8 protein-coding genes are annotated in these 6413 nt (G+C 29.1%); 6 read left to right on the top strand and 2 right to left on the bottom strand.

The features are described from left to right. Positions 1–935: 935 nt before the first annotated feature. From EVI01_RS02935 to EVI01_RS02925, 3 genes are all read left to right on the top strand, one after another. On the top strand, positions 936–1148 hold the full coding sequence (locus tag EVI01_RS02935; RefSeq protein WP_010751579.1) for a hypothetical protein: 213 nt from the start codon (positions 936–938) through the stop codon (positions 1146–1148). A 2-nt stretch (positions 1149–1150) separates the two neighbouring features. Next, entirely contained in the window at positions 1151–1330 is a 180-nt protein-coding gene (locus EVI01_RS02930; RefSeq protein ID WP_010751578.1) for a hypothetical protein, read from the top strand. Positions 1331–1440: 110 nt separating this feature from the next. Then, on the top strand, positions 1441–1758 hold the full coding sequence (locus EVI01_RS02925) for a hypothetical protein (RefSeq protein WP_010751577.1): 318 nt from the start codon (positions 1441–1443) through the stop codon (positions 1756–1758). A gap of 981 nt (positions 1759–2739) precedes the next feature. On the opposite strand, the gene EVI01_RS02910 is transcribed toward EVI01_RS02925, so the two are convergent. After that, positions 2740–3096 (bottom strand): type II toxin-antitoxin system PemK/MazF family toxin, encoded by a 357-nt coding sequence (locus EVI01_RS02910; protein WP_010751576.1) that lies wholly within the window; start codon positions 3094–3096, stop codon positions 2740–2742. 2 nt (positions 3097–3098) lie between these two features. After that, on the bottom strand, positions 3099–3320 hold the full coding sequence (gene mazE, locus EVI01_RS02905) for a type II toxin-antitoxin system PemI/MazE family antitoxin (protein ID WP_010751575.1): 222 nt from the start codon (positions 3318–3320) through the stop codon (positions 3099–3101). Between the two features lie 295 nt (positions 3321–3615). Here mazE and EVI01_RS02900 point away from each other — a divergent pair, with 295 nt between their 5' ends. The 3 genes from EVI01_RS02900 (at position 3616) to EVI01_RS02890 (ending at position 6404) form a co-directional block, all read left to right on the top strand. Continuing rightward, complete coding sequence (locus tag EVI01_RS02900; RefSeq protein ID WP_010751574.1) at positions 3616–4386, top strand: DeoR/GlpR family DNA-binding transcription regulator; 771 nt, start codon at positions 3616–3618, stop codon at positions 4384–4386. Further along, positions 4379–5011, top strand: a complete 633-nt coding sequence (locus EVI01_RS02895) for an HAD family hydrolase (protein ID WP_010751573.1) — start codon at positions 4379–4381, stop codon at positions 5009–5011. Before EVI01_RS02900 ends, EVI01_RS02895 begins: the two co-directional genes overlap by 8 nt. Positions 5012–5756: 745 nt before the next feature. Further along, a complete protein-coding gene (locus tag EVI01_RS02890) occupies positions 5757–6404 on the top strand; it encodes a hypothetical protein (RefSeq protein WP_010751572.1) in 648 nt (215 codons plus the stop codon). The last annotated feature ends 9 nt before the right edge of the window (positions 6405–6413 follow it).

Below are 6413 nucleotides of genomic sequence, written 5' to 3'. Positions count from 1 at the left end.
AATAAACGAGAAAGGAGAGATTTAGGTATGAGAGTACTCAGTAGAGAACCCTCCTACCTACTTCACTGTCATCCCACGATTAAAACCGAGGGTTTTCTCGTTCAGAAGTGTTGTAATAGGTCAAATGTGGACACCTACAAATTGGCCTTCTAGGATCAATATTACAGTTCATGGAATTGATTACACTTTAAGTAATTACTAAATTAATCACATTCTTTCATTTTTATAAAAGTCTCAGACTTTAGACAAAAGGAATTGGCCTGGTTACCAACTCCTTTTTGTTGTGTACAGATTATTGTCAACTAAATTATCATAGATATGCTTTTCTTCATTTTATTGATTATCAAACAGCTTGTTTAATTGTGTTTATTCAAAGATCAGCAGAGTATATTCTGTTGTTTTTTTTTTGTATATTCGTACAATACCTAGCTTCTTAATAGATCAACAGAGTTGAGTAAAAAGAATAGAAAAGATTCAAATTTTTAATTTTAAAGGAGTTTTTTTATAGATCAAATTGTTCCAATTGTTTTGCACAATACATAATCTATATAAGTAATGAAAATTACTCGAAAATAATTGAGTACTTTTTTTGTTTGTTAAACATATGTTAAGATTATTCTCAATCTCTATATAAACAAATATGAGACAAGAGTTTTCACAGACAAAAAATTAGAAGAAAGTTGACAATAACTAATAAAATGACTGAAGTAAAAAAATGGATACCTAAAAATAATAATAGGTATAATAGAAACGAATATAAAATATGGAAACTATGTTTTATAATACAAGTGTATTATGAAATATAGTTGTATTTATATATTATACGTAATCTTGTTCTACTTATGTGGTAAAGAATTACGCAAATATATGTGGAGAATATTCTTTTTTAGAATAGTTTTCATATGTATAAATAAGTGAATGAAGAAGGTATAGTTATGTATTATGTAGAAGTCCAAACACGAGGAGTAAAAAATAAACAATATGTTAAAACTGTACACGATAATTATCCGTTGTTAGGATCATGGGAAGAGGCTGAACCATTTTCAAAAGAGTGTGCTTTAAAAATAAAATCAATCTTAGAACATGAATTAACCTGTGGTAAAGCTGTAGTTACAGTTTTATGTAAAGATGATGAAAGGAAGTCATGATAATGGAAAAAAGTAATAAAGTGGCTAAAGTGGTAGAGTTAGAAAAAGAAAATGTTGTATTATTAGTGGAAGATGGCAAAAACATACGAGTACCATATGATTACTTTGATAGTTATCCAATTATCGGTAATACAGTAAAAGTTTATCAAGACGACGAAAACTTTATCATTTTACCAGATTAAATTTTATATTATAGAAAATAGTTACTGTTTTTTCGTTCTTGTTATAATTCATTTGTAATCAGGATAGCTATGATGTGCTGATTTATAAGTATAATTAAGAAGGAATAGTTATGAAATACGAGATCGAAGTTAGTCAGACGATTCGGAATATGTTCTCTGAAAATCATTCAAAAAGGTATCAAGAAATGATTAGATATAAAGTGAATGAGTATTTGACACATGATTTTTATCGAATCAAGCCTGTTAATTTATCTATAAAACAAGCTATTTATGAAATGAAAATCCATTTGGGGAAGGAATATTTTCGAATTGCTTTCAGAATAGATGACAAGAGAGTACATGTTTTTTATATTAGTCAAACATTACGAAAAAAATTATTTGATAAAGAAGTAAATCAATTTGTTATTCGACGCAGTAAAGATTATTGATCTATCAAGTCAATAAAGGTATGAACATGATAAAATGAATATGATTTATAAAAAGCAATTAAAACAATTTTTGAAAAAAAACTTTAAATCCAAGAAATATTTCACTTTAAAAATTCTTACATTCAAAAAAGATCGCTATTTACTTATTACCTATAATCAAGAAGGATACAGCATATACGAAGATGGTTTTGAAAAAAACATTATCAATTCTTGTCGTCCGAGGAGACAATGAAAAAAGTAATGGAGAGGACAAGTGTTGAATTTAAGCATAGTTATAGACTTTATATGCAGTTTAAAAGAGAATAAAAGTTAGGTAGGTTAGAAGAGCAATCATCCAAATATAAATAAAGTGAATTGAACTATAATTAAAAATAATGATAATTGATCATTTGATAGTTTATAATAATAATTGTTAAAACTAATATCTTGTGTAGTGTACGACACAATGACAGTAGTATTAGTTTTAATAGCCTTCTCGTTTTGGTTATCTTTTAGATAACTATTTATAATGGCAAATTTAATAATCAAATTTGATATTCATGCTCTATCAAAAAAATGCAATTTGTTTGTTAAATTTGATGCTATTTTTCTTTTTAAGCTACCATGATATGGTGGCTTATTATTTCTTATTAAAAATATAATGTCCATAAAATCAAAATTAGTAGGAGTATTAGATAAAATAAGAGTTATAAAATATGATCTTCTAATGATCCGATTTACGTTAACTACTATTCACAAACCTTATTGTTGTATTGTGGCAAAAAAGAGTTAGCGACGAAAATACTAATGTTAGAAGACGGAAAATATAATGTAGTAGTTAATGAACACTACAATAGAAGAAAAAATTAGTTGTGTCATTATTCAATGTTAGAAATCCTGACCATATTATGAGGCTAATAGGTTTTCAGTGAAAATATACCTAATCTTTCTCGAAATAAATAAGTAATGAAAAAGCTCACCCTATGTAGCAGGATGAGCTTTTTATTCTCCCAATAAAGCATAAAAGCTAAAAATCATGTTTATTGTTTGTGCTATCTTTCCAAGTTCCGACAATGTCGCTTTTTCTATTTTTTTCCAGTGGCGTGCTTTATAGTCTAAAGTTTTTATTTGTAAAGCATTGACGTAACCTTTTATCTGATGATTTTCATTTAGTGGAATAAAATGTTCTTTTTTTGTGCTTGTGATTGGGCAAACAGCTACTAATCCAGTAACTAGATTATAGTTATCGGTGCTTACAACTAGAGCTGGTCGTCTTTTTTGAATTTCTCGTCCTGTACTAGGATTGAAATTTATAGTTATAATATCTCCTTGTTTAGGAAATTCTTTAGGTTTATCCATTTTTAAAGAATTTCCTTTCCAATGGGTTTATCATCTGGAAATCCCGAACTTGCATCGATTTTTTTACCTGCAGCAGCAGCTTCATCAAAAATATTTGCTTGTTTTTTGATAAACGTGATTGAATCATCGTCCCCTTTAACAGCCAAGTAGTCAACATTTTCATTAATTCCGAACTTAGATGGAACAGTTAAAACAATTGCATTTCCTTGTCGTCTAGTTTTCATGAAAAAAACTCCTCTATTTAATTTATTACTATTATAATATAAGTCATAAGTAAATACAATGTATTCATTTGTGTGGTTATTCTTATAAAAAAATAATTAAGTAGAAAATGTCCATAAAATCACGAGTTTATGAACACAAAAATAGAGCAATACATATAAATTATAGTATCTAAAAAGAGTGTCCAGAAATTACTAATTTTCTGTACACTATATACTAGTGTACATTTAAGTGATTTTAAGCTATTGTATTTATATACTTAAAATTACTTATTTTTTTACGAAGGGGATTGAATAGGTGAATCAACAAAAAAGATTGATGATAATTATGGAAAGACTGGAAAAAGAAAAATCATTGACTTTACAAGACATTATGCAACTCACAGGTGTTTCTAGAGACACGGCTAGGCGAGATACAATAAAGTTAACGGATAGTAACCTTGTGATCCGAACTTATGGAGGTATTAGTTTAGCAAATTCGTTTAATAAAATAGATGGATATTTAGGAAGAACAGATCAAGAACTTCAAGTGAAAAAGCAAATTGCTAAAGAAGCAAGTAAACTATTACTTGAAAAGCAAACCGTATATTTAGATGTGTCGACCACAATCTCACTTTTGCCTCAATATTTAGCGAATAGAAATATAAACTTAGCTGTGACAAACTCGATTGACATTGCCGATCAATTCTTAAAGACCACTTCAATACCTACTACGATTCTTGGAGGAACTTTAAACAGAGAAAGCCGTTCAGTTACTGGTGGATACCCAATCTGGGAATTAACTAAGTATCGGTTTGATAGTTCTTTCTTAAGTTGTGCGGGTATAAATAATCAGGGAATCTATTATGCCCATGAAGAAGATATCGCAATGAAACAGGCAGTTAGAGAGAAAAGTAATAAAATCGTATTACTATGTGATCATACAAAAATTAATTTATCACACAATTACCTTGTCTACTCGTTTGAAGAAATTGATTACTTGATAACTGATAAAAAAATTCCTGAAGAATTAGTCGTTAGAATAGGAAAGAGCAAAATCATCTACACAAAGGAGAATAGCTATGATTAAAACGATATTATTTGATGTTGATGGAACGATTATTGATACAGAATATGTTATGACACATTCTCTGCAAAAAACATTGCGTGAAGAATTAGAGAAGGAAATCCCGATTAAAGAATTACATTATATTTTAGGTATTCCTGGAAGAGAAGCTATTAAAAAGTTTGTAAATACTGAAGAAGAAGAGAAAACTCTCTTATCAAAATGGGGTGAAAACGTACTTTTATTAGCAGACAATGCTCAAGTTTTTCCGCATATAGAAGAAACATTACAGACATTGCATGTAAAAGGGATTCAATTAGGACTTGTCACATCTAAAACAAAAGAAGAAATGAAAAATGAGTTTGATCGATTTAATTTAAATCTATATTTTGATATACAAATTACAGCTTCAGATACTAAGTTGCATAAACCTTTTCCGGACCCCATACAAAAGGCAATTGATGAATTGGGCATAAAAAAAGAAGAAACGATTTATATTGGTGATTCATTATATGACATGCAAAGTGCGAAAGCTTGTGGGATAGCATTTGGTTTAGCTAAATGGGGAGCCAAAAATATAGAAAAATTTCAAAGTGTAGATATAATTATTGATTCTCCTCAAGAAATACTTGATTTGTTAGAAAAATAGACAAAGAGCGTGAGATAAGGATAGGGTCTCACGCTCTTTGTTTTTCACCATTTAAAGATTGAAATTTTTGCCATTTAAAAAGAAAAGTGACAACTAGATCTTTCAATGATTGTCCATCGTCTATTTAGGGTACACTTATAATAGACACCAATGTTGTAGAAATTTGTTTTGGTTTAAAAATTTTGTCAAAAATGTTCGGACTAACTCCTGTTAGGCTAAAAACACTGGGATACTATCAATTCCGACGAACGAGTGCATTTTTTTAAAATTTATTTACATAGTAATTTGTTAAGATTATAATAGATTCTTAAAATAAGAGGTCTAGTGATAGAGAGAAATTATCAAAATATATATGGGAGGTTATATTTATGCATTTATTCGGAATGGTAGTCTTTGTTGTTGCATTTTTATTTTTACGTTTTTTAGATAAATTATAAGGCAAAACAGGTTCTTATCTAAGAGTGATTAGTTATTTAATCGTTTTGATTTTATGTATTTTTGTAGTAGTATACATGATTAAAAATACTTATATAGAAGGTTTTTCGTCGGTAAACGAACTTTTAACTCTTATTTTTGTAATGGTTATCATGTTTTTTCAGTTATTTATTGTGGCAAAAAAATTTACCGTTCTTTCACTGAAATATAGATGAATGTTTATTAAAAATTAATGTATATAAATAAATATGGTGTTATTGTTTATATATAAGTAAGCGCTTGCTGTAAATGGTGAAAGGGTGAACATTCCATGAAAAAATTGTCAATTTTTCTCGCTACAACAATTATGTTATTCTCTACAACGGTTCCAACTGCTGCTTATGCTGCTGAAGTAAATAGTCAAAACTCTATTGACGAAGATGTTTGTACATTAAATAGTCGTTTTGTTACTGATAGCCAAACAAGTGAGTTTCAAAGTATTTTACAAGATTCGCTTACAAGTTACAAAGCTAAACCACAAGTAGAAAAACAAGCAGAGATTCAACAACTTGCCAATCAAATTGAATGGATTTTTACTAATGCTATTGTAAGGGACATTTCTGGAAGCATAACAGCAATTGATTTCAATAAAGTCGAAAGTTATTATGGAGATACAGCTGTTAATTCCAAAGGATACCAAATTTTGAAAGAAGTAGTTGCTCAATTCGATCAATCTAACGTAAACCCTTCTACTAATGGGATTATGCCAAGAAGTTTTTTGAGTTGTATGGAAGATAATATAAAAGATCTTATTGGTGGAACAGCGTTTGCAGCAATTGCTAAAGGAGCTTGGGCTAAGCTTATTGAAGAACAGGCTTGGAAAGAAGTTGCAGAACTTATCGTTGAAGTTGCAGGATCAGAATTTACGGTAGGGGCTCTAGCAATTTCACTAGTTTATTTTGCTGCAAGATGTATATAATATTTTTTG

It is taken from the genome of Enterococcus villorum (assembly GCF_007990225.1).
Lineage (GTDB): Bacteria > Bacillota > Bacilli > Lactobacillales > Enterococcaceae > Enterococcus_B > Enterococcus_B villorum.
The sequence above is the reverse complement of the archived record's forward strand: the minus strand, read 5'-3'. Positions and strand labels throughout refer to the sequence as shown.